Source organism: Actinomadura sp. J1-007, assembly GCF_009793335.1.
GTDB lineage: Bacteria > Actinomycetota > Actinomycetes > Streptosporangiales > Streptosporangiaceae > Spirillospora > Spirillospora yumaensis.
In genome coordinates this window covers 1,122,247-1,140,657 of sequence record NZ_WING01000002.1, presented here as the reverse complement: position 1 = coordinate 1,140,657, position 18,411 = coordinate 1,122,247, and the positions used below count along the sequence as shown (strand labels likewise).

The 18,411-nt window shown below is 75.7% G+C and carries 20 protein-coding genes, 1 tRNA gene and 1 pseudogene; 8 read left to right on the top strand and 14 right to left on the bottom strand.

Annotated features, from left to right (window positions below; all coding sequences use genetic code 11):
* Positions 1–33 precede the first annotated feature (33 nt).
* From GEV43_RS39125 to GEV43_RS39095, 7 genes and pseudogenes are all read right to left on the bottom strand, one after another.
* Complete coding sequence (locus GEV43_RS39125; RefSeq protein WP_160825682.1) at positions 34–474, bottom strand: HNH endonuclease; 441 nt, start codon at positions 472–474, stop codon at positions 34–36.
* 28 nt (positions 475–502) lie between these two features.
* Positions 503–573: transfer RNA gene (locus GEV43_RS39120), tRNA-Asn, on the bottom strand.
* A gap of 358 nt (positions 574–931) precedes the next feature.
* On the bottom strand, positions 932–1,822 hold the full coding sequence (locus GEV43_RS39115; protein WP_160825681.1) for a hypothetical protein: 891 nt from the start codon (positions 1,820–1,822) through the stop codon (positions 932–934).
* A 120-nt stretch (positions 1,823–1,942) separates the two neighbouring features.
* The gene (locus tag GEV43_RS39110; RefSeq protein WP_160825680.1) at positions 1,943–2,917 is read right to left on the bottom strand and encodes a GNAT family N-acetyltransferase; all 975 of its coding nucleotides are present in this window, start codon (positions 2,915–2,917) and stop codon (positions 1,943–1,945) included.
* 78 nt (positions 2,918–2,995) lie between these two features.
* On the bottom strand, positions 2,996–3,976 hold the full coding sequence (meaB, locus tag GEV43_RS39105) for a methylmalonyl Co-A mutase-associated GTPase MeaB (RefSeq protein WP_160825679.1): 981 nt from the start codon (positions 3,974–3,976) through the stop codon (positions 2,996–2,998).
* Positions 3,963–6,175 (bottom strand): annotated as a pseudogene (gene scpA / locus GEV43_RS39100) (methylmalonyl-CoA mutase). Before scpA ends, meaB begins: the two are co-directional and overlap by 14 nt.
* Positions 6,172–8,016, bottom strand: a complete 1,845-nt coding sequence (locus GEV43_RS39095; RefSeq protein ID WP_160825678.1) for a methylmalonyl-CoA mutase subunit beta — start codon at positions 8,014–8,016, stop codon at positions 6,172–6,174. The pseudogene scpA and the gene GEV43_RS39095 overlap by 4 nt, the downstream one beginning before the upstream one ends.
* Positions 8,017–8,157: 141 nt before the next feature.
* Between GEV43_RS39095 and GEV43_RS39090 the strand changes: the two genes are divergently transcribed.
* The 3 genes from GEV43_RS39090 to GEV43_RS39080 all read left to right on the top strand — a co-directional run bounded on the left by GEV43_RS39090 (position 8,158) and on the right by GEV43_RS39080 (position 9,865).
* Positions 8,158–9,336 (top strand): acyl-CoA dehydrogenase family protein, encoded by a 1,179-nt coding sequence (locus tag GEV43_RS39090; protein ID WP_160825677.1) that lies wholly within the window; start codon positions 8,158–8,160, stop codon positions 9,334–9,336.
* Between the two features lie 137 nt (positions 9,337–9,473).
* Entirely contained in the window at positions 9,474–9,683 is a 210-nt protein-coding gene (locus GEV43_RS39085; RefSeq protein ID WP_160825676.1) for an HGxxPAAW family protein, read from the top strand.
* Positions 9,683–9,865: a hypothetical protein gene (locus GEV43_RS39080; RefSeq protein ID WP_160825675.1), complete on the top strand. Its 183-nt coding sequence runs from the start codon at positions 9,683–9,685 to the stop codon at positions 9,863–9,865. The genes GEV43_RS39085 and GEV43_RS39080 overlap by 1 nt, the downstream gene beginning before the upstream one ends.
* 25 nt (positions 9,866–9,890) lie before the next feature.
* Here the strand turns inward: GEV43_RS39080 and GEV43_RS39075 are convergent, their stop codons facing one another.
* Entirely contained in the window at positions 9,891–10,040 is a 150-nt protein-coding gene (locus GEV43_RS39075) for a hypothetical protein (RefSeq protein ID WP_160825674.1), read from the bottom strand.
* 158 nt (positions 10,041–10,198) lie between these two features.
* On the opposite strand from GEV43_RS39075, the gene GEV43_RS39070 reads away from it, so the two are divergent.
* The 3 genes from GEV43_RS39070 to GEV43_RS52340 all read left to right on the top strand — a co-directional run bounded on the left by GEV43_RS39070 (position 10,199) and on the right by GEV43_RS52340 (position 12,487).
* Positions 10,199–11,299: a glutamate--cysteine ligase gene (locus GEV43_RS39070; RefSeq protein WP_160825673.1), complete on the top strand. Its 1,101-nt coding sequence runs from the start codon at positions 10,199–10,201 to the stop codon at positions 11,297–11,299.
* 337 nt (positions 11,300–11,636) lie between these two features.
* Positions 11,637–12,023, top strand: coding sequence for an MEDS domain-containing protein (locus GEV43_RS52345; RefSeq protein WP_309240173.1), 387 nt, complete (start codon positions 11,637–11,639; stop codon positions 12,021–12,023).
* Complete coding sequence (locus GEV43_RS52340; protein ID WP_309240172.1) at positions 12,020–12,487, top strand: ATP-binding protein; 468 nt, start codon at positions 12,020–12,022, stop codon at positions 12,485–12,487. Before GEV43_RS52345 ends, GEV43_RS52340 begins: the two co-directional genes overlap by 4 nt.
* A 62-nt stretch (positions 12,488–12,549) precedes the next feature.
* Here GEV43_RS52340 and GEV43_RS48605 read toward each other — a convergent pair whose 3' ends face one another.
* Both GEV43_RS48605 and GEV43_RS55510 read right to left on the bottom strand, forming a co-directional pair.
* Positions 12,550–13,044: a DMT family transporter gene (locus GEV43_RS48605; RefSeq protein WP_309240248.1), complete on the bottom strand. Its 495-nt coding sequence runs from the start codon at positions 13,042–13,044 to the stop codon at positions 12,550–12,552.
* Positions 13,017–13,547: an EamA family transporter gene (locus GEV43_RS55510; RefSeq protein ID WP_309240171.1), complete on the bottom strand. Its 531-nt coding sequence runs from the start codon at positions 13,545–13,547 to the stop codon at positions 13,017–13,019. The genes GEV43_RS48605 and GEV43_RS55510 overlap by 28 nt, the downstream gene beginning before the upstream one ends.
* Before the next feature lie 46 nt (positions 13,548–13,593).
* On the opposite strand from GEV43_RS55510, the gene GEV43_RS39055 reads away from it, so the two are divergent.
* Positions 13,594–14,520, top strand: a complete 927-nt coding sequence (locus GEV43_RS39055; protein ID WP_160826109.1) for a LysR family transcriptional regulator — start codon at positions 13,594–13,596, stop codon at positions 14,518–14,520.
* Between the two features lie 11 nt (positions 14,521–14,531).
* Here the strand turns inward: GEV43_RS39055 and GEV43_RS39050 are convergent, their stop codons facing one another.
* Entirely contained in the window at positions 14,532–15,149 is a 618-nt protein-coding gene (locus tag GEV43_RS39050) for a DUF2269 family protein (protein ID WP_160825672.1), read from the bottom strand.
* Between the two features lie 415 nt (positions 15,150–15,564).
* On the opposite strand from GEV43_RS39050, the gene GEV43_RS39045 reads away from it, so the two are divergent.
* Positions 15,565–15,981, top strand: coding sequence for a hypothetical protein (locus GEV43_RS39045; protein ID WP_375539130.1), 417 nt, complete (start codon positions 15,565–15,567; stop codon positions 15,979–15,981).
* On the opposite strand, the gene GEV43_RS39040 is transcribed toward GEV43_RS39045, so the two are convergent.
* Genes GEV43_RS39040 through GEV43_RS52335 form a run of 3 tightly spaced genes read right to left on the bottom strand, consistent with a single transcriptional unit; the run spans position 15,978 to position 18,276 of the window.
* Entirely contained in the window at positions 15,978–16,541 is a 564-nt protein-coding gene (locus GEV43_RS39040; protein ID WP_160825670.1) for a CGNR zinc finger domain-containing protein, read from the bottom strand. The two genes, GEV43_RS39045 and GEV43_RS39040, sit on opposite strands and share 4 nt — an antisense overlap.
* Before the next feature lie 35 nt (positions 16,542–16,576).
* Positions 16,577–17,263 (bottom strand): response regulator transcription factor, encoded by a 687-nt coding sequence (locus GEV43_RS47740; protein WP_160825669.1) that lies wholly within the window; start codon positions 17,261–17,263, stop codon positions 16,577–16,579.
* Complete coding sequence (locus GEV43_RS52335) at positions 17,260–18,276, bottom strand: sensor histidine kinase (RefSeq protein ID WP_206681584.1); 1,017 nt, start codon at positions 18,274–18,276, stop codon at positions 17,260–17,262. The genes GEV43_RS47740 and GEV43_RS52335 overlap by 4 nt, the downstream gene beginning before the upstream one ends.
* Positions 18,277–18,411: the final 135 nt, after the last annotated feature.

The window sequence follows — 18,411 nt, the reverse complement described above, 5'->3', positions numbered from 1 at the left end:
GCGCCCCGTGCGCGCGGGCCCGCCCGCCCCCGTTCAGAGGCCGACGAGCTCCTCCCAGCGCGGGACCCGCAGGTCGGCGCGGAGCCGCAGGCCCGCCTCGTCGGGCGTCCGGTTCCCTTTGCGGTTGTTGCACTTCCCACACGCCAGGACGGTGTTGTCCCAGGTGTCGCCGCCGCCGCGGGACTGCGGGAAGACGTGGTCGATCGTGTCGCCGCGCTTGCCGCAGTAGCCGCAGCGGCCCCGGTCGCGCAGGTAGACGCCCCGCTTGCTCCAGGGCGGCCGGCGGCCGTGCCGCCAGCGCATCGCGACGTAGCGGACCAGCCTGAGCACCCGCGGCACGGGATAGCGGCCGATGGTCCGGCCCTCCTCCGCCTCCTCGACGACGGCCACCTCGCGCACCAGCATGCGGATGGCGTGCCGCAGGTCCACTTTCTGTAACGGCTCGTAGGACGCGTTCAGGACGAGCACGTTCACCGGGTCACCTCCTCGCCCCTTCGCCCCGCTCCTCCGCCAAGATTCGAACTTGGATATCCGCATTAACAGTGCGGCGTTCTGCCGTTGAACTACGAAGGAATGGTCTGGCAATTCTCTGCTCCCGGGTATTTCCCGGAAGCCCTCATCAGAGTGCCGACCCGGCGCGGCGAGAGCAAGATGTTTTCCCCCCGGAAACGAAGACGCACGGAAACCCGCCCCCGACAAGCGCGCACCCCTCACGGCCGACACGCACCCACGAACCCGCACCAGCGCCGACCCCCCGCGCCCCACCCCGCCCCCCTCCAAGCAGTGAACGACGCCGGACGCACGCCCCACCCCCTTCAACGGCGGCGGACGGTTTCACGCGCTCGACTACGGCGGACGGCCCCGCACGATCGACGGGCGGGGGTGGGCTCGCGCGGGGCGGTGGGGTGGGCTCGCGTGGGGTGGTGGGGGGTCAGGGGGATGGGTCGGCCCAGAGGATTTTGGGGAGGGCGGTGGCTGCGTGGTCGTCCCACCAGGCGGTGCCGGCGTTGTCGGGTGGGACGGCCTCCAGGGCGGCGTCGCATCCGGGGCAGCCTGCGGGCGTGCGGACCAGGTCGACGCTCAGGCCGGGGCGGCCCTCCGGGCGTGCTCCCCAGAAGCGCAGGACGTCGTCGCCGGTCGCCCGACACCGCGCCGGGACGGTGCGCGGGCCGGACGGCGGGCCGGCGGCCAGCCAGACCAGGTGCTCGGCGAGCATCCGGTGGGCGAGCGCCCGCATCAGGTTGGCGGAGGTGAGCATGTGCGCGTAGGGCACCCGGGCCGCGGCGAGCTCGGGCAGCCCGAAGCGGTGCATCCCGCAGGTCTCGGCCCGTACGAGCGACCCGTCACCCTGCCCGTCGAGGGAGAGGAACACCCCGGTCCACTCCTGGCCGAGGACGAACCGCTCGGGCTCGGCGGGCCGCGGCGGCAGGACCTGGTTGGCGTCGAGGTCGACGACGGCCCCGCCGGTGGCGGCGGCGAGGGCGCGGACGGCGAGGCGGGCGGCCTGGGCATGGCGGGGCTGCGCGGCGGGCGCGGCGGTGGCGGTGACGACGACGTGCCGGGTGGCCGCGGCGACCCGTTCGAGGGCGTCGGCGGCACCGCCCAGCGTGCCGAGCCGCTCGCTCCAGCGGGTGGGGGCGTCGAGTCCGGGGGCGACGGTCAGCAGCGGCGTGCCGAGCAGGTCGCGGGCGACGCGCGCCAGCGCGGTGCGCGGGAGGGCGTCGCGGAGGTAGCCGGCGTCGGGGGTGGCGCGGTCGTCGGTCGCGACCAGGTAGCGGGTGGTGACGGACGCGGGGACGTGCAGGGTGAGCCGTGGGCCCATGGGGCGGCCTCCTCGGGACGGCGGCGCGGGCCTCGTGCCCGCGCCGCGTCCAGGCTGGCCTCCCGGCCACGGCGGGTGATACTCGAATCACGTTCTGTGGATAAGCCCGGGGGAAGGGGGTCAGCGGGGGAGGTCGGCGGCGCGGGCCAGGTACTCGCGGGACTCGCGCTGCCAGCGGAAGCCGAGCTCCTCGTTGACGGCGAGCATGTGGACGTTGTCGCCCGCGTTGTCGGTCTCGATCTCGCGGACGTCGGGGCGCTCGGTCGCGAGCCACTCCAGCATCGCGGCCTTCACCCAGATGCCGAGGCGCCGGCCCCGGTGCTCGGGGACGACGGCGGTGTCGTACTGGGCCGCGCGCCCGGCGGCGCCGAGGGGGACGACGACCTCGGTGAACCCCGCGATGGCCGGGCCGCGCAGCGCCGCGACCGTGTAGAGGTCGTCCCCGCGCTTGGCGACCATCTCGGCGGTCTCGCGGACGCGGTGCGCGTCCCAGGGGGTGCCCTCGTACTCGGCGAGGTCGGCCATGGCGTCCTTGGCGCGGGCGAGGGCGTCGGCGTGCTCGTCGGGGACGACGCCGCGCCAGCGGACGAGGCCGTAGCCCGGCGGCCCTGCGGCGACGAGGCCCGCGACGCGGCCCTCGGGCAGGTCGTCGAGGCGCAGCAGGAGGCCGCGCAGGGTCACGACGCACTCGAAGCCGTACGACTCCAGGAACGGGACGGCGGGCGTGCCAGCGAGGACCTGCGCGATGACGCTGGAGCGGCCGTCGGCGCGCAGCCCTCCGGCGGCGACGGCGAGCAGCCGCCCGCCGACGCCGCGGCGGCGGTGGCCGGGCCGGACCTGGATGTCGATCTCGGCGGGCCGGTCGGCGCCGGGGCCGCCGGGCAGGCGCAGCGCGGCCACGGCGGCGAAACCGCCCGCGCCGTCCGGGACGGCCCACAGCCGCGTCTCCGCTCCGGCGCCGAGCAGCCGCTCCGCGGTGTGCTCGGCCTCGGGCGCCGGCTCGCCCGCGGGGTCGGCGGCGTGCACGGCGGCGAGGACGGCGTGCCACTGGCGGATCTGCGCGTCCGTCGGATCATCGAGCGCGATGACGTCCATCAGACTTTTGTACAGGATGGGGGCCCGGCCCGACCCGGTTCCCCGCACAACCAAGGGGGCCGATGCGGGCCGGTGCGCTCAGCGGGTGAACGCGCCCAGGATCCGTTCGGCGGCGACGGCCGGGGGCACCGTGCCGTCGGCGACGCGGGCCTCCAGCTCGGGGGCCAGTTCGCGGACGGCGGGATGCTCGCGGAGGTCGGCGAGCAGCCGCTCGCGGACCATCGCCCACACCCACCGGACCTGCTGGCCGCGCCGCCGCGCCTCCAGCTCGCCCGACTCCCGCAGCCGCTCCTGGTGCTCGACCAGGCGCGTCCAGACCTCGCCGAGGCCCGTGCCCTCCTTCGCGCTGCACGTCAGGACGGGGGTGTCGCGGACGCGCTCGTCGCTGCGCAGCAGCCGCAGCGCCCCGGCCAGCTCCCGCGCGGCCTTCTTCGCCTCCATCGCGTGGGGGCCGTCGGCCTTGTTGACCGCGATGACGTCGGCCAGCTCCAGGACCCCCTTCTTGATGCCCTGGAGCTGGTCGCCGGTGCGGGCGAGGGTCAGGAACAGGAACGAGTCGACCATCTCGGCCACGGTCGTCTCCGACTGCCCGACGCCGACCGTCTCGACCAGCACCACGTCGTACCCGGCGGCCTCCATCACCACCATCGCCTCGCGGGTGGCCTTGGCGACGCCGCCGAGCGTGCCCGCCGTCGGGGACGGCCGGATGAACGCGTTGGGATCGACGGCGAGGCGCTGCATCCGGGTCTTGTCGCCGAGGATGCTGCCGCCCGTACGGGTCGAGGACGGGTCGACGGCGAGCACCGCGACGCGGTGCCCGGCCGCGGTGAGGTCGCTGCCGAGCGCGTCGATGAACGTGGACTTGCCGACGCCGGGCACGCCGGTGACGCCGACCCGCCGGGCGCCGCCGCCGTACGGGGCCAGCTCGGCGAGCAGCCGCTGGGCGAGCTCGCGGTGGTCGGCCCGGGACGACTCGACCAGCGTGATCGACCGCGCGATCCACGCCCGCGCGCCGTCCCGCACGCCCTTGACGTAGTCGTCCAGGTCAGGAGGCGCCATGCCCGAGTTTCCGCGCGAGGTCGTCCAGGAGGCCGGTCGCGGCCTCGGCGAGGACCGTGCCGGGCGGGAAGATCGCGGCGGCGCCGGCGGCGCGCAGCTCCTCGAAGTCGCCGGGCGGGATGACCCCGCCCACGACGATCATGATGTCGTCGCGGCCCAGCTCGGCCAGCTCCGCGCGCAGCGCGGGGACGAGGGTGAGGTGGCCGGCCGCCAGCGAGTTGACGCCGACGACGTGCACGTCGGCCTCGACGGCCTGCCGGGCGACCTCGCCCGGGGTCTGGAACAGCGGGCCCACGTCCACGTCGAAGCCGAGGTCGGCGAACCCGGTCGCGATCACCTTCTGGCCGCGGTCGTGCCCGTCCTGCCCCATCTTGGCGACGAGGATGCGGGGGCGGCGGCCCTCGGCCTCCTCGAAGGCGGCCGTCGCGGCGCGCGCCTTCTCGATCGCGGTCACCTCACCCGCCTCCTCGCGGTACACGCCGGAGATCGTACGGATCTGCGCGGCGTGGCGCCCGTACGTCCTCTCCAGCGCGTCGGAGATCTCGCCGACGGTGGCCTTGGCGCGGGCGGCGTCGATGGCGAGGGCCAGCAGGTTCTGGTCCAGGCCGGGGCCGCGGGTGCCGTTCTCGGCGGCCTCGGCGGCGCGGGTCAGCGCCTCCAGGGCGGACGCGGCGGCGGCCTCGTCGCGTTCCTCGCGCAGCCGCCGCAGCTTCTCGACCTGCTGGGCGCGCACGGACGCGTTGTCGACCTTGAGGACCTCGATCGGCTCGTCGGCGTCCGGCCGGTACTTGTTGACGCCGACGACCGGCTGGCGGCCCGAGTCGATGCGGGCCTGCGTGCGGGCGGCGGCCTCCTCGATGCGCAGCTTGGGCAGGCCCTCGTCGATGGCCCGCGCCATGCCGCCCGCGTCCTCGACCTCGGTGATGTGGCCCCAGGCGCGGCGGGCGAGGTCGTAGGTGAGGCGCTCGACGTACGCGCTGCCGCCCCACGGGTCGATCGTGCGGGTGGTGCCGGACTCCTGCTGGAGCAGGAGCTGGGTGTTGCGGGCGATGCGGGCGGAGAAGTCGGTCGGCAGGGCGAGGGCCTCGTCCAGCGCGTTGGTGTGCAGCGACTGGGTGTGGCCCTGCGTGGCGGCCATCGCCTCGACGCAGGTGCGGGCGACGTTGTTGAAGACGTCCTGCGCGGTGAGCGACCAGCCCGAGGTCTGCGAGTGGGTGCGCAGGGAGAGCGACTTCGGGTTCTTCGGGTCGAACGTCTTGACGAGCTTGGCCCACAGGAGGCGCGCGGCGCGGAGCTTGGCGACCTCCATGAAGAAGTTCATCCCGATCGCCCAGAAGAACGACAGGCGCGGCGCGAACGCGTCGATGTCGAGCCCCGCGTCGCGGCCCGCGCGGATGTACTCCACGCCGTCCGCGAGGGTGTAGGCCAGCTCCAGGTCGGCCGTGGCCCCGGCCTCCTGGATGTGGTAGCCGGAGATCGAGATGGAGTTGTACTTCGGCATCCGCTGCGAGGTGAACGCGAAGATGTCGGAGATGATCCGCATCGACGGCGCCGGGGGTAGATGTAGGTGTTGCGGACCATGAACTCCTTGAGGATGTCGTTCTGGATGGTCCCGGCGAGCCGCTCGGGCTCGACCCCCTGCTCCTGCGCCGCCGCGATGTAGAGCGCGAGGACGGGCAGCACCGCGCCGTTCATGGTCATCGACACGCTCATCCGGTCGAGCGGGATGCCGTCGAAGAGCTGCCGCATGTCGTAGATCGAGTCGATCGCGACGCCCGCCATGCCGACGTCGCCCGCGACGCGCGGGTGGTCGGAGTCGTAGCCGCGGTGGGTGGCGAGGTCGAACGCGACCGACAGGCCCTTCTGCCCGGCGGCGAGGTTGCGCCGGTAGAACGCGTTGGACTCCTCGGCGGTGGAGAACCCGGCGTACTGCCGGATCGTCCAGGGCTGCGTGGCGTACATGGCGGGGTAGGGGCCGCGCAGGTACGGCGCGATGCCCGGGTAGGTGCCGAGGAAGTCGAGCCCGGCGAGGTCGTCGCCGGTGTAGAGGGGCCGGACGCCGATGCCCTCGGGGGTCTCCCACGTAAGGGCGTCGGGGTCCCGCCCGGTGGCCTCGGCCGCGGCGGCGCGCCACCGCTTGGCGGCCTCGTCCGCCCCGGGCGCCGTTCCGAGCTCGACCTCGGAGAAGTCGGGGATCATTCGCTCACTCCCAGATCGTGGAGGGTGGTCTCCAGCGTCGCGACCGCGTCACAGCCCGCGAAGATCTGATCGTCCACTCCATCGTAGGAACCCTTGCCCGCCAGCCATACCCTTACCGCCCCCGCTTCCCTGAGGGTCCGGGCCGCGGCGGACGCGCCCTCCCCGTAGAGCTTGTCGCTGGAGCACAGGCAGGCGACCTTCGCGCCGGACGCCGCGAACTCCTCCGGCGGGCCGCTGACCGTCTCGATCCCGCCCGCCTGGAAGAGGTTGGCGGCGAACGACGCGCGCGCGGTGTGCACGGCGATCGGCCCGAGCGTGGCGAGGTAGACGGCGGGACGCGTCCCGGTCCGTTCGGCGTGCGCGTCGGAACGGTCGCGGAGGGCCTCGAAGTCCTGCGCGTACCGGACGACGGGCAGCCCGCCCGACGGGGCGGACGGCGCGGGGGCGCGTTCGGGCAGTTTCTCGGCCAGGTTCGGGAATTCGCTGACCCCCGTGAGGGGCGCCTTGCGGCGGGCGATGTCCTTGCGGCGGCGGGCCCACGTCGCGGCGAGCCGTTCGGCGATGAGGCCCGATTCGAGGGCCGCGGCGAAGCCTCCGGCGCGTTCGATCTCGGTGAACCAGGCCCAGGCCGCCTGGGCGAGGTCCTCGGTGACGCGCTCGACGTACCAGGAGCCGCCCGCCGGGTCCACGACGCGGGCGAGGCTCGACTCCTCCAGCAGCAGCGTCTGGGTGTTGCGGGCCACGCGCCGCGCGAAGTCGTCGGGGAGGCCGAGCCGGGCGTCGAACGGCTGGACGGTCACCGCGTCCGCGCCGCCGACCCCGGCGGCGAACGTCGCGACGGTCGTGCGCAGCATGTTCACCCACGGGTCGCGGCGGGTCATCATCGCCGAGGAGGTGACCGCGTGGATCCGCGCCTCCGCGCCGTCCCCGCCGCCGGCGTCCCCGGCGGCCTCGCCGGTCACCTCGGCGACGCGGGCCCAGAGGCGGCGCGCGGCGCGCAGCTTCGCGATCGACAGGAACTGGTCGGCGTTCACGGCGAGCCGGAACTCGATCTGCCCGAACGCCTCGGCGGCGCTCAGCCCGGCCGCGGTGAGGGCCCGCAGGTACGCGACCCCGGCGGCGACCGCGCCGCCGAGCTCCTCGGCGTCGGAGCCGCCCGCGTCGTGGTGGACGGTGCCGTCCACGGTCACGGCGCGCATCCTCGGGAACTCGCGGACGCACCGTGCGGCCAGCTCGGCGGCGGGCTCGACCGGCACGCGCGCGCCGGTGCGGGCGGCGAGGCCGAGGGGGTCCGCGCCGAGGCTCCCGGCGACCTCCGCGGCCTGCTCGCGCTCGGCGGCCAGGGCGAGGAACCGGTCGGCGGCCTCGGCGGTCCGCTCCCCGGCGTCCAGCACGACCGGCGCGAGGTTCAGGTGGACGCCGCGCAGCGCCTCGGGCAGGGCCGCGACGGGCAGGCCCGCGTCGCCGAGGACGAGCCACAGCGACGTCGCGCCGTTCTCCAGGTCGGCGAGGATCGCCTCGCGCGCGACCGCCGGGTCGGGGTGGGCGTGCCGCTGGCGGACGTCCCAGCCCGCGAGGCCCTCCCCGTCGGGCCGGACCTCGCGCACGTAGGGCGCGAGGCCGGGACGGCCGGGAGCGGCGTCGTCGGCGGTGTAGAGCGCGGCGATCGGCACGCCGTCGTAGGACGTGCGGGCGAGCAGGCCCTCGACGTCCTCAAGGGGGGTGTCATCGGACGCCGCGCCGGACTTGCGCAGCACCCCCTTCACCATCTCCCGCCACCGGTCGCGCTCGGCCGGAGGGAAGGCGGCGGCCAGTTCGAGTTCTTCGGGCGGCACCGTCATGCCCTGGATCGTAAGCGAGCGCCTACTTCAACTCCGAGACCGGGGTGGGATGTCCAGGGGCCCCTATGACCTACGCCACACCGGCGGCGGGCCGGCCGCGGCGCCCGGTTGGCGGCGGGGCTCCCGGGAAAGGGGGAGGCCATGAGCCTCGATCCGATCCCCGGCGACCTTTACCACATGCAGGAGCTGCTCGACGGGCGCGAGCAGGAGATCGTCGGGCGCGTCCGCGCGTTCCTCGACGCGAAGGTCGCGCCGATCGCCGACGCGCAGTGGGCGCGGGCCGAGTTCCCGTTCGACCTCGTCCCGGAGTACGGGGAGCTGGGCGTCGCCGGCCTCCCCTACGAGGAGTGCCCGGGGGAGCCGCCGAGCAGCCTGCTCACCGGGTTCCTGGCGCTGGAGATGGCGCGCGCCGACCCGTCGATGGCGACGTTCTTCGGCGTGCACACGGGCCTGGCGATGGGCAGCATCGGCCGCTGCGGGTCCGCCGAGCAGCGCGAGCGCTGGCTGCCCGCGATGGGGCGGATGGAGCGGATCGGCGCGTTCGCCCTGACCGAGCCCGGCGGCGGGTCCGACGTGGCGCTCGGCCTGCGGACCACGGCGCGCCGGGACGGCGACTCCTGGGTCCTGAACGGGGCCAAGCGCTGGATCGGCAACGGCACGTTCGCCGACCTGATCGTCGTGTGGGCCAGGGACGAGGCCGACGACCAGGTCAAGGGGTTCGTGGTCGAGAAGGGCACGCCGGGCCTCACCGCCACCCTGATCCAGAACAAGATCGCGCTGCGGACCGTCCAGAACGCCGACCTGGCGTTCGAGGACTGCCGGGTCCCGGAGGCGAACCGGCTGGCCGGCGCGGAGAGCTTCCGCGACACCGCCGCCATCCTGCGCCGCACCCGCAGCGGCGTCGCCTGGCAGGCCGTCGGCGTGATGCTCGCCGCGTACGAGATCGCCCGCGACTACGCGGTGGAGCGCGAGCAGTTCGGCCGCCCGATCGCCAAGTTCCAGCTCGTCCAGGACCTGCTGGTCAGGATGCTCGGCGACGCGACCGCCTCGCTCGGCATGGTCGTACGGCTCGCGCAGCTCCAGGACCAGGGCCTCTACCGCGACGAGCACTCCGCGCTCGCCAAGGCGTACTGCACCACGCGGATGCGCGAGACGGTCGGCTGGGCGCGCGAGCTGATGGCGGGCAACGGGATCGTGCTCGACTACGGCATCGGGCGGTTCGTCGCCGACGCCGAGGCGCTCTACTCGTACGAGGGGACGCGGGAGATCAACACGCTCATCGTCGGGCGCGCGGCGACCGGCATGGGCGCCTTCGTCTGACCCGGCCCCCGCATCCGGCGGACCGCACGCACGCGCGCCCGCGCGCGTGCCGCGTCCCGGCACCCCGGAACGCCCCGCGCCACCCGCGATGCTAGGTTTTTCAGCACCAGCCCCATCGAAGGTAAGAGGGAAGACGCATGTCGAGTGGCAGCCACGCGGGACGGCCGAAGTCCTGGGTCGCCGTTGTGATCATCGCCATCGGGTTCGTGGTCGGCGGCATCGCGCTGTGCGTCGGCCCCAACTGGCCGATGTTCTGGGGCGGGGCGGGCATCATCGTGCTCGGCGGGATCGTCGCCTTCGCCGTCGACATCATGAGCGACGTGATCGTCGACGATCCGCGGCACTGATGTTCAACCGGCCTCCGCTGGAGGAGCGGATCGCGCAGCGGCAGCGCGAGCGCGGTCCGCTCGAACACGGCAAGCACTTCGAGCACGCCCCGGCGAGGATGCTGTTCTTCTTCGGGATCGGCGTCGTGGTCGTCACGCACCTCATCGCGCTCAGCATGTACTTCTTCGACAAGGGCCCCTGAAGGCCCTCCCCCTGGGCCCGCCGCGCTAGCGGTACCAGGAACCGCGCGTTTCGCGCTCCGACCCCGCCGGCGGGCGCTCCTTCCGTCCGCCCAGGTAGATCAGGCCGACCAGGACGAGCACGACGACGGCGAAGAGCACGAGCACCAGGCCGAGGCCCGTCGAGGCGCCGGGCATCCCGACCGCCTCCCTTCCGCTCCGTTCTGCGCTTCGGTTCTGCGCTGGACTCCTCCCCTACCCGCTGGACGGGGCCCGAACGTCCCGGGGTGCGAATGTGAGCGCCACCACGTACCGTCGTAAGAGCGTGGCCGCCTGCGTCAGCCCGAGGTGGTGGGATGGCCCTCAGATTCGGCATCGAGGAAGAGTACTTCGTCGTCGATCCCGGTTCCCGTGAGGTGGTCCCCCACGCCACAGGGGTGGTGCGGCGCGCCGCCGACGCCCTCGGCGAGCGCGTCTCGACCGAGCTGGTCTCGTTCCTCGCCGAGGCCAAGACCCCGCCGTGCGACGACCTCGCCAAGCTCCTGGAGCAGACCCGCGCGATGCGCGCGGCGATGGCCGACGCGGCGGCGGGCGAGGGGGTACGGCTCGCCGCGACGGGCACGCCGGTGCTGGGCGAGCTGATCCCGGCGCCGATCAGCGACGGCGCCCGCTACGCCGAGAGCCTCGCGACCTACCGGGCCCTGGACGACGAGCAGAGCATCTGCTCGTGCCACGTCCACGTGGAGATGCCCGACCGCGAGCGCGCCGTCCAGGTGAGCAACCACCTGCGGCCGTGGCTGCCGACGCTGGTGGCGCTCGCGGCCAACTCGCCGTACTGGGCGGGCCGCGACACCGGCCACGCCTGCTGGCGGGTGCTGGCGTGGGCGCGCTGGCCGGTCGCCGGACCCCCGCCGCACTTCGAGTCGCTCGCGCACTTCGAGGACCTGGTCGGGACGCTGCTCGGCTGCGGCGCGCTGATGGACACCGGCACGATCTTCTGGGACGTGCGGCCGTCGGCGCGGCTGCCCACGATCGAGGTGCGGCTCGCCGACGTCGCGCTGACCGCCGGGGACGCGGCGCTGTTCGCCGCGCTCGTCCGGGCGCTCGTGCAGACCTCGCTCGCGGCGGTCGAGGCGGGCGAGGCCGCGCCGAACCCGGCGCCCGAGCTGCTGCGCGCCGCGTACTGGCTGGCGTCCCGCGACGGGCTGTCCGGCGACGGCGTCGACACGCGCAGCGGGCGGCCCGCGCCGTTCCGCGGGCTCGCCGGGGACCTGCTGGCGCACGTGCTGCCCGCGCTCCGCGACAGCGGCGACCTCGACCCCGTCACCGCGGGCGTGCGGGCGCTGCTGGAGGGCGGGACGGGCGCCGACCGGCAGCGCGCCGCGTACCGCAGGCGAGGGCGGCTGACCGACGTCGTGGACGCGGCGGTGCTGGAACCGCTGCCGCCGCTGCCGTGAACGGCGGAACCGGACGGTGATCGCATAAATCACCCGGTCTGACCCGTTTTCGCGGATGTGTGCGAGGGTAGCCGAGACATGGACGACGACGCCTCGACCCCCCAGGGAGCCGCCCGCATGACCACGCGTCATCCGCGCATGCGGCTCGCGCTCGTCAAGGGGCCGCCCCCGACCCGACCCGAGCCGGGCCCCCGATGACCCTGCGCCCGTTCCCCCGCCCCGGGACCGCGCCGCGCCCGACCCTCCGGACCTGGACGCCGCCGACCCGTTCGCCCCCGGCCCGTTCGCCCACCCGGCGCTGTTCTACCGGGACGACCGCGAGTACCTCGCCGGGACGGTGCCGTTCATCAAAGCGGGCCACGAGGCGGGCGAGCCGGTCGCCGTCGCGGTGCCCGGCGAGCGGCTCGGCACGCTGTGGTCGGCGCTCGGCCCCGCCGCCGACCGCGTGACCTGGCTCGACATGACCGAGGCGGGCCGCAACCCGGGCCGGATCATCCCCGGGGTGCTGCGCGCGTTCGCCGACCGGCACGCGGGCGGCCGGGTGCGGATCATCGGCGAGCCGATCTGGCCGGGCCGGTCGGCGACCGAGTACCCGGCGTGCGCGCAGCACGAGGCGCTGATCAACCTGGCGTTCGCGGGCCGCGACGCCGCCATCCTGTGCCCGTACGACGTGGCGGGGCTGCCCCGGAGGCGGTCGCCGACGCGCACTCCACCCACCCGGTGATCATCGACGGGTCCGGGGAGCGGCGCAGCGCCGCGTACGCGCCGGACGAGGTCGTGCGCGCCTACAACCGCCCGCTGCCCGAGCCGCCCGGCTCGGCGGCGGCGCTGAGGTTCGACCTGGACGCGCTGCCGGACGTGCGCGCGTTCACCCGCCGGGGCGCCCTCGCCCTCGGCCTCGCGCCCCGCCCGCTGGGCGACCTGGAGATCGCGGTGAACGAGCTGGCCGCCAACTCGTGCCTGCACGGCGGCGGCGCCGGGACGCTGCGGGTCTGGGCGGAGGACGGGCACGCGGTCGCCGAGGTGAGCGACGCGGGCACGATCGCCGATCCGCTCGTCGGCCGCAGCCCCGTCGGGCTCGGCTCGAACGGCGGGCGCGGCATCCTCATGGTCAACCAGCTCGCGGACCTCGTCCGCCTGCACACCGGCCCGGACGGCACGGTGATCCGCGTCTACATGCGGCTGTGACGCGAGGCCGGGGCGCCGCTCACCAGTGCGGCTCCGCCGGCGGACGGCCTCGTTGCTCGGGGTTACTCGGGCTCCTGCGCACCGGTGCCGATGGGAACGGCGTTGCGCGCCGCGGGTGACGACGTGCGCGGGACGGCCTCCGGCGGCTCGGTACGGTGCGGGGGGCGGCGCGCGGTGCGGCCGGTGAGCCAGACGGCGGCGATCACGAGCGCGCAGCCCGCCGCCTGCGACGGCGAGGGCCGTTCGCCGAGGAGGACGGCCCCGAACGCGACGGCGAGGATCGGCTGGAGCAGCAGCAGCGTGCCGCCCGTCTCGGCGGGCAGGCGGCGCAGCGCCGCGCCGATCAGCATCCAGCCGCAGACCTGCCCGGTGACCGCCAGCGCCGCGAGCCAGCCGAACGCCGCCCAGCCGGGCGCGACGTCCACGCCGTGCCACGGGATCCCGATCACGACCGACACCGCGCCCGCCGAGAGGGTCGAGAGCAGGACGGGGCGGTAGCGGTGGTCCTGGCCCTCCCCGGCCCGGCGGGTCAGGAACAGGTACCCGGCGTACAGCACGCCCGCGCCCGCCCCGTACGCGACGCCGCGCAGCGGGTCCGAGCCGCGCGCGCCGGTGTCGGCGAGGCCGCCCGCGAGCGCGACGCCGCCGAGCATGACGGGGACCGCGAACGCGAAGCGCCGCGAGGGCCGCTCCCCGTCGCGGCGAGCGCCAGCAGCGGCAGCACGACCACCTGGACGTTGACCAGGACCGTCGCGACGCCCGCGCCGACGGCGGCGATGGACGCGCCCCACAGCACCAGGTCGCCGCCCAGCAGCGCGCCCGCGAGCAGGTCGGCGCCGGTGCGGCGGCGGGGCGCGGTACGGCGCCGTTCCAGCAGGGCGAGCGGCAGCAGCACCGGCAGCGCGAGCGCGCAGCGGAAGAACGCCGCCGTGCCGGCCGCGGCGCCGGAGAGGCTGACGAAGATCGCCGATACGGAGATGAACGCGGCTCCCAGTACCGCGAGGAGCCGGGGTCGATGCGTTCCACACCGTCCACCGTGCCGCCCGCGAATGCTTAGCACAAGCGAATGTTCTTCAGCAGAACCCGGTAGCATCGCTACCGTGACCATGAACCTCGACCGGCTCCGGGCCCTGCACGCGGTCTCCGTCCACGGCTCCGTCGCCGCCGCCGCGGAGGCCCTGCACGTGACCCCGTCCGGGGTGTCGCAGCAGCTCGCCAAGCTCGAACGGGAGACCGGCCACCGGCTGCTCGCGCCGCAGGGCCGCGGCGTGCGCCTCACCCGCGCCGGGCGCCTGCTCGCCGGGCACGCCGGGCGGGTGCTGGAGCAGCTCGCGGCGGCGCGCGCCGACCTGGACGGGCTGCGCGAGGAGGCCGTCGGGCCCGTCCGGCTCGGCGCGTTCGTCACGGCCGCGCGGACCGTGCTGCCGCCCGCGCTGGGCGTGCTGCGCGAGCGCCACCCCGGCCTCGCGCCGACGCTCGCCGAGGGCGAGGCCGACAACCTCCTGCCCGCGCTGCTGCGCGGCGACCTGGACGTCGCGGTGATCGAGAGCTGGGACAGCGTCCCGACGCCGATCCCCGCGGCGGTGTCGCACGCGCTGCTGTGCTCCGACGTGATCGACGTCGCGCTCCCCGCGGGGCATCCGCTCGCCCGCCGCCGCGCGGTCGACCTCGGCGAGCTCGGCGGGCCGGACGGGATCGCCTGGGCGGGCTGGACGGCGGGCACCCGCTGCGAGGACCAGCTCGTCCAGACGCTGCGCGGGCACGGCGTCGAGCCGTCCATCGCGTGCAGCGTCGCCGACTACCCGACGCAGCTCGCGTTCGTGGCGGCGGGCCTCGCGGCGGCGCTGATCCCCCGCCTCGGCCGCGACCCGCTCCCGGACGGGGTGCGGATCGTCGCCACCCGGCCCGTCGTGCGGCGCAAGGTCCACGCGGTGTGGCGCGCGGGCGCGGGACGGCCCGCCGTGGAGGCGTGCGTGGAGGCGCTCAGGTCCGTCTCCGAGCGCCTCGTCCCGCAGCCCCACGCCGCCGCCTGAACGGCCCGCCCTCACGGGCGCGCGCGGCGCCGGGCGACCCGGCCGCGCGGCTTGAAGACCGACAGGGCGGCCGCGGCGACCAGCATCGCGAGCTGGCCCGACACGACGGCGACCTGCTCCCACTGGCGTCCGGACGGCCGCGCCCCGTCCCCGGTCGCGGCGGCCATCTGCTCGGGCTGGAACAGCAGCATCCCCGCCAGCAGCACGCCGAGCAGCAGGAGGAGCTTGGCGAGCACCCACCAGTGCCGGACCAGGCCCCACCGCCCGCCGAGCGCGAGCGCGACCCCGCTGGCGAGCGCGATCAGGGTGAACGGGACGCCGCCCGCGAACACGAGCACCGACATCAGCCGGTACGCGGCGTGGCCGAGGGCGAGGTCGCCGTCCAGCGTCGCGGTCAGGTTGAGCACGACGAGCCCCCACACCTCCCCGAGCAGGGCGACCGAGGAGATCACGTGCACCACCGTGACCGTCTTGCGAGCCCGCGGCCGCAGCGTCCAACGCCTCCGCACCGCCGCCCCGGCCGCCGTGCCCGCCGTTCCTGCCGCCGTGTCCACCGCTCCTGCCGCCGTGTCCACCGCTCCTGCCGCCGCGTGCGTCGCGTTCGTCTCGGCCTGTTCCAGGGGGGTCATGACAGGCTCCTTCCTCGGGTCGCCTTCTGCGTGCCGCGTTCCTCGGTGCCATCTCCTCGATGCCACTCCGGCATCGTGGCCGCGCGGTCGCGGGGGCGTCGTCGTGCGAGCGGCGGCTCCGGCCCTGCGGCGGCGGGCGCAGGCGCGGCCCGGCCGCTGCTCCGCAGGACGTAGGCCAGCGAGCGCCCGCGTGGGCGCGGGAACGGCGCGGGGCGCGGGAACGGGCGCGGGGCGCGGGGGCGGGGCGCGGGGGCGCGGGACGCGGGGGCGCGGCAAAGACGATCAACGCCAAGACTTGGGGCGCGCTTCACCTCGCCCGCCGCTCGCCCGGGGAATGATCAGGGCGCCCGCTCTCTGTCGACCGTTGTGGGGAACGATGCGGTTTCCGATCCGTGCACACCAGTTTCCGGTCCGGATGTTCATCGGCGCGTTCGTGCTGAACTCCGGCCTCTCGAAGATCAAGGCGGACGACGAGACCGCGCAGGGCGTGCACGGGACGGCGACGGCCGCCTACCCGTTCCTGAAGTCGCAGGACCCGGCGGACTTCACCCGCAAGCTCGGCGCGGCGGAGATCGCGATCGGCGCCGCGCTGCTGGTCCCGGCGGTGCCGTCGCTGGTCGCGGGCGCCGCGCTCACCGCGTTCGCGGGCGGGCTGACCGGCCTGTACCTGCGCCTGCCCGGGATGCGGGAGGAGGGCGGCCTTCGCCCGACGCAGCAGGGCATCCCGCTGGCCAAGGACTCGTGGCTGGTCGGCGCGGGCGCGAGCCTCGTCCTGGAGGACCTGGCCCGGATGCGGCACGCCCGCCGGGCGAGGCGCTGCCGCCGCCGCTAGCGGCGCGGCGCCGGGCCGCGGCGGCGGTGGGCGGCGACGCGGGTGCGGGACGCGCAGGTGGACGAGCAGTAGCGGCGGGCCGTTCCGGGGCCGGTGCCGAGGTAGAGGCGGGAGCAGCCGGGCGCGGCGCACTCCCCCCACGCCGGGCGGCCGGTCTCGCTGAGGATCTGCGCGAGCGCGAGCGCGCCGGACGCGGTGAACCACTCGGCCCAGCTCGCGTCGTCGCCCCGGTCGACGTGCAGGTGCCAGGCGTGCCCGTCGTGCCGGGACAGGCGCGGGCGGGCGCCGCACTCGTCCAGCAGCGCGTTCAGCGCGAGCGCGGCCCGGTCGGGGTCGGTCTCGGCGAGGACGTCCGCGAGCCGGGCGGCCGCGTCGCGCAGCCCGGCGGCGTCGGCGTCGGTGAACGAGCCGGGCGCCAGGTCGGCGGGGCTCTCCCCGTGCCGCAGCAGGAGCGCGGCGAGGTCGTCGCGGGGCAGGCCGGGGCGCTCGCGGACGGCGTTGGCGATCTCGACGAGCCGTTCGCCGGGGCGGAAGCCCTGCCTGATCACGGTGCTGCCCATGCCCGGCAGTGTAACGGCATCGTCACCGGAAACCGTTACGTCGGGTCGCGGCGGGGCACGACCAGGCCCGACTCGTACGCGGTGACGACCGCCTGGACGCGGTCGCGGACGCCGAGCTTGCGCAGGACGCGGCTCACGTGGGTCTTGACCGTCTCCTCGCCGACGACGAGGCGTTCGGCGATCTCCGCGTTCGACAGGCCCTCGGCGACGAGCCGCAGCACGCCGGTCTCGCGCGGCGTCAGCACGGCGAGCGAGGGCGACGGCGGGCGCGGGCGCAGCCGGGTGAACTCGCCGATCAGCCGCCGGGTCACGCTCGGCGCGAGCAGCGCCTCGCCGGAGGCGACCACGCGGACGGCGTCGAAGAGCCGTTCGGCGGTCACGTCCTTGAGCAGGAACCCGCTCGCGCCCGCGACGAGCGCGTCGTAGACGTGCTCGTCCAGGTCGAACGTGGTCAGCATGAGGATGCGCGGGGCCGCGCCGCCGCCGTCCGCCGTGATGCGGCGGGTGGCCTCGATGCCGTCCATGACGGGCATGCGGACGTCCATCAGCACCACGTCGGGCCCCGCGCCGGGCGGCGCGTCGCGGCAGGCGCGGACGGCCTCGGCGCCGTCCGCGGCGGTCCCCGCGACCGCGAGGTCCGGCTGCGTCTCCAGCAGCGCGGCGAACCCGGCCCGGACGACCTCCAGGTCGTCCACGACGAGCACGCGCACCGGCCCGTTCAACGGACCTCCTCCGCGGTCGGGAGGACGGCCTCCACGACGAAGCCGTTCACCGGGGCCGGTCCGGCGCGCAGCTCGCCGCCGACGGCCGCGGCGCGCTCGCGCATCCCGAGCAGGCCGTGGCCGCCGTCCGGCCGGGCCGCGGTGGTCCCGGGCCGGGCGGACGGCTCGGGCGGCGGGCCGGGGCCGTTGTCGCGCACCCGCAGCCGCAGCGCGTCCGCGCCGTAGTCGATCTCCACGTCCACCGCCGCGCCGGGCGCGTGCCGCCGCGCGTTGGTCAGCGCCTCCTGGACGATCCGGTACGCGGTGAGCTCCACGCCGGGGTCGAGCGCCGCGACGCGCCCGCGGACGATCAGCCGGGCGCTCGTCCCGGCGGCGTCGCGGGTCTCGTCCAGCAGGTCCAGGAGCTGCTGGAGGCCGGGCTGGGGGCGGCGGCTCCGCTCGGTCCCGGCGTCCTCGCGCAGCACGCCGAGCAGGCGGCGCATCTCGGTCAGCGCGGTACGGGCCGTGTCGCCGATGCCGCGCAGCCGCTCGGCGCCGAGCTCGGGCATCCCCGGGGTCGCCAGCCGCGCGGTCTCGGCCTGCACCGAGATCATCGAGATGTGGTGGGCGACGACGTCGTGCAGCTCGCGGGCGATGCGGGCGCGCTCGCCGCGCGCGGTCAGCTCCAGCAGCGTGCTCTCCATCGCCCGCCGGGACGCGTCGCGCTCGTCGGCGTCGGCGCGGGCGCGGCGCAGCCGCCGCCACGCCAGCAGGCCCCACGCGGCGGCGACGGCGGCGGCGCCGGTCGCGAACGGCGCCCGGTACAGCACGCCCGTCGCGGCCGTCGCCGCGGTGACCGTCGCCGCCACCGCGAGGGCGTGGTCGCGCAGGAGGACGAGCGGCGCCGTCGCGCAGACGCCCGCGAGCATCCCGACCGACAGCAGCACCCCCGACCCGTCGGTGCGCAGCAGGGTCTCGGCGAGCGCGCCGAGGCCGAGCGCGATCCCGGCGGCCGGGGCGGTCTGATGCCTCACGCGCACATTCTGGCGGTTGCGGCGCGTTCGCCGCGTCCCCCGGGCCGCCGTCCGGGCGTCCCCCGCGCGGGGGACGCGCCGCGGGCCGTTCCCCCCTGGCCGGGACGGCGAAGACGCCCCGCCGGCGTGATGACG

Coding starts and splice junctions, on each gene's coding strand:
- GEV43_RS39055 (WP_160826109.1), top strand. CDS start 13,594: ATGAACCTCGACCGGCTCCGGGCCCTGCACGCGGTCTCCGTCCACGGC.
- GEV43_RS39040 (WP_160825670.1), bottom strand. CDS start 16,541: ATGGGCAGCACCGTGATCAGGCAGGGCTTCCGCCCCGGCGAACGGCTC.
- GEV43_RS39090 (WP_160825677.1), top strand. CDS start 8,158: ATGAGCCTCGATCCGATCCCCGGCGACCTTTACCACATGCAGGAGCTG.
- GEV43_RS39080 (WP_160825675.1), top strand. CDS start 9,683: ATGTTCAACCGGCCTCCGCTGGAGGAGCGGATCGCGCAGCGGCAGCGC.
- GEV43_RS39045 (WP_375539130.1), top strand. CDS start 15,565: ATGTTCATCGGCGCGTTCGTGCTGAACTCCGGCCTCTCGAAGATCAAG.
- GEV43_RS39075 (WP_160825674.1), bottom strand. CDS start 10,040: ATGCCCGGCGCCTCGACGGGCCTCGGCCTGGTGCTCGTGCTCTTCGCC.
- GEV43_RS39050 (WP_160825672.1), bottom strand. CDS start 15,149: ATGACCCCCCTGGAACAGGCCGAGACGAACGCGACGCACGCGGCGGCA.
- GEV43_RS39110 (WP_160825680.1), bottom strand. CDS start 2,917: ATGGACGTCATCGCGCTCGATGATCCGACGGACGCGCAGATCCGCCAG.
- GEV43_RS39115 (WP_160825681.1), bottom strand. CDS start 1,822: ATGGGCCCACGGCTCACCCTGCACGTCCCCGCGTCCGTCACCACCCGC.
- GEV43_RS39070 (WP_160825673.1), top strand. CDS start 10,199: ATGGCCCTCAGATTCGGCATCGAGGAAGAGTACTTCGTCGTCGATCCC.
- meaB (WP_160825679.1), bottom strand. CDS start 3,976: ATGGCGCCTCCTGACCTGGACGACTACGTCAAGGGCGTGCGGGACGGC.
- GEV43_RS39095 (WP_160825678.1), bottom strand. CDS start 8,016: ATGACGGTGCCGCCCGAAGAACTCGAACTGGCCGCCGCCTTCCCTCCG.
- GEV43_RS39085 (WP_160825676.1), top strand. CDS start 9,474: ATGTCGAGTGGCAGCCACGCGGGACGGCCGAAGTCCTGGGTCGCCGTT.